Genomic DNA, 2624 nt, shown 5'->3' on the forward strand with positions numbered 1-2624 from the left:
CGAACTTGCTTCAAAAGCATCCAGTCTTTTACTTCCGTCGGTCGAATGTCCATGTTCTTCCTGAAAATTAGCGAAACTTAAACCTCTCACAAGAATGTCGAGGGAGCAACCAAGTTGTCGTGGAGCGGGGTCGCGATTGGCTGAAAGCAGCAGCTCATGACTGACCTCTTTTGACCATTCGAAGCCCCTAAGAAATCAGTTCCGCATTCAAAATCCTACCCCCTATAGGACGTGGGCTCCAGTCTTGCTAGAGTAGGGCACTTACGGAACCGATTTCTCATTAACTTACTGAAAACATGGAGGTTTTATATGGATTGCAAATCCGCCTACGCCGGTTCGATTCCGACCTCGGCCTCCACTCTAAAGACCCCGTAGATCAATGATCTACGGGGTTTTTTATTGCCTGGGATTTGGGCAATCGCTTCCGCAATTTTTTGGATCGCTTCCGCATTTAGCCTCTTTTTAGCGTCGATTTGAAGAGAAGTCTCTCTCAATTGAGCATGAGTTGAGGGTGGATGTTGGCTTGGATGTTTGCCGTTTTTGGCTATGAACGACCTTGCCCCTCAGCCATTGTTGTATTCAAGCTAGGTTCGTGGAAGCGACAGCTTTCGGCCAAAAGAGGACACTCACGATAACTGCTTTTTGGACGCCAGCGCACGACGCGGCATCTGACACAAAATGGATCTCAGTCGCGCGTTAGCTGTCGAGAAATTCAAACGACTATTTTTAGCAGACTCTCCAACAGCTCCTTAAGCTCAGCGCGATCTGTATAATTTTCCCGTTACGTAGACCGGTGGAGGATCTGCTCAGCCGTCATCAGCGGCCAGAGTTTGTCGATCACATCGTCTGCTTTGATGTTCTTGTCTCAGAACCCAATCTCAACGACGGCTATTTTCTCCGCTCTCGCGATTGCTTGACTCGTAGAATGTTGAAGGAAGAGATTTGCAAAAAATATTCGTCATTTACATCTGCCTTACAACAGCAAAGGACGCTTGATGAGAACCCCGCTACTCGCCGTTACCCTCGCAACTCTATTGAGCGCATGCGCCATCCCTTACGAAACTCCGGAAGCCCGCGCCAATATTGAACGCGATCTGAAGCTCAGCGCAGACGAAATCGTCACTATCACCGAAACTAACTGGTGCTTATTTCCCTATGGTGATTTGCAAGTGTGCAGACCTAAGCAAGGCCTAGGTGTGCTGACAAAGAGCAAGCTAGTGCTGGCCCTCTATAAGGGCGGCGTCTACCAGCAGGCTGAAGTCATCAACGCCAGCGATGTGCAGTGTGCCCACATGCAAAGTGGCAGAGCCGCAGCCGACACCTTCTACCTTTTCAGTAAACGTTGGGCCGCCATGCTGGCGCCAGTTACGGTGGGAGGTGCCTTAGCCCTCGACAAGAAAGCCCAGTTTCTTAGCGTGCTAGTGCCGCCAAACACTGAGAGCTTCACGGCTGGGCAAGGAAATTTTATTCAGGTAACCGATCGTAAGAGTTACTCGGCTGTGGCAGTACCAGGTACCAAAACTTATGTAGGTACCAGCGAGAGTATTAGCCAGATTTTTAATCCATGTACGCAGGGAAAGAATCGCTAAGCCGCGTTCTAAGTCCTCACCTGACCTTTCGACTGAAACAGTCCCAGCAGCAATTGGAGCGTAAGCGTCTGGCTAACACACCTTCGATGCTGTTGTGTAAGACGTAGATTTTCACGGCTTAGGGCTGACCTTTCCGAACTCCTGCGTAAAAACAGTTTCCGGCGTGCCCTGCTTTCAATTGCTACATTCACGCTTTTCCTGGCAGGCCGTCTTCATGCACATCAATCCTGATCACTTCCTACAGACGGAGAAGGGCCGCATTATTAATGCTGAGCTAAATAGACTGGCTTGGCAGAAGGCTCACCTTGTCCTATCAGAGACTCTGCTAGTGACTCCCAAGCCTTCTCGTCTGTATTTGTTGATAGGCGCTCAGGGTGCAGGAAAAAGCACTTGGGCCAAATCGACGCTTTTAGTTGAGCCTGGCGCTGTAATCTTTGATGCCATCCTGGTTCAGTGCTGTGGGCGGGAATCGCTCATACAGGCTGCCAAGAAGCATGGGGTAGATGTGGTAGCTACTTGGTTCACTACTTCGTTGGAAGACTGTTTGGCACGTAATCAATTGCGTCCTAATGATGAGATGGTTCCTGAGAATGCTATTAGAAACGTTTTTAAAGCACTTCAGCCTCCACGCTTGAGCGAGGGTTTCACCGAAATTTTAGTCGTTGATGCACAGGCTAGCGCGAACGCTCATGTTTCTAAAGACTGAATCGACTTCCAGTTATGCGGCAACAGCTCGGCGATCTCGCTCGCCCGTTGCATCGGCAGCCGCGCCAGTATGTCCTTCAAATACGCATACATTGGAACGCCGCTAGTTCAATGCAAGCCCAATGCGCCGGGCCTGTCGAGAGCCGACAGATACAAACGCAATGAAAAAGAAGGGCTGCATTGGATCGAAAGCAGCCGCCCACGAACGACTGCTATTGGCCGATAGCAGACATCCGCAAACAACGGCCAGCCAGCAGAAGAGCTTGCCAGTTAGCTTTGAATAGTCCAGAGCATTGTCTGAACCATGATATGGGGATGACTTTCTAAAGG

At 49.9% G+C, this 2624-nt stretch carries 3 protein-coding genes and 1 pseudogene; 2 read left to right on the forward strand and 2 right to left on the reverse strand.

The window, feature by feature from the left end; genetic code table 11:
• Nucleotides 1–995 precede the first annotated feature (995 nt).
• Nucleotides 996–1589 (forward strand): hypothetical protein, encoded by a 594-nt coding sequence (locus ACOZJV_RS34665; RefSeq protein ID WP_201131162.1) that lies wholly within the window; start codon nt 996–998, stop codon nt 1587–1589.
• A gap of 214 nt (nt 1590–1803) precedes the next feature.
• Entirely contained in the window at nt 1804–2295 is a 492-nt protein-coding gene (locus ACOZJV_RS34670) for an AAA family ATPase (protein WP_421549612.1), read from the forward strand.
• Here ACOZJV_RS34670 and ACOZJV_RS34675 read toward each other — a convergent pair.
• Nucleotides 2277–2399, reverse strand: a pseudogene (locus tag ACOZJV_RS34675) (transposase domain-containing protein); the annotation flags it as partial. The gene ACOZJV_RS34670 and the pseudogene ACOZJV_RS34675 sit on opposite strands and share 19 nt — an antisense overlap.
• On the reverse strand, nt 2398–2624 hold a 227-nt coding region (locus ACOZJV_RS34680), incomplete at its 5' end, for a hypothetical protein (protein WP_421549613.1). The pseudogene ACOZJV_RS34675 and the gene ACOZJV_RS34680, both read right to left, overlap by 2 nt.

Origin of the sequence: Pseudomonas sp. QD4 (assembly GCF_049199125.1) — a bacterium.
GTDB lineage: Bacteria > Pseudomonadota > Gammaproteobacteria > Pseudomonadales > Pseudomonadaceae > Aquipseudomonas.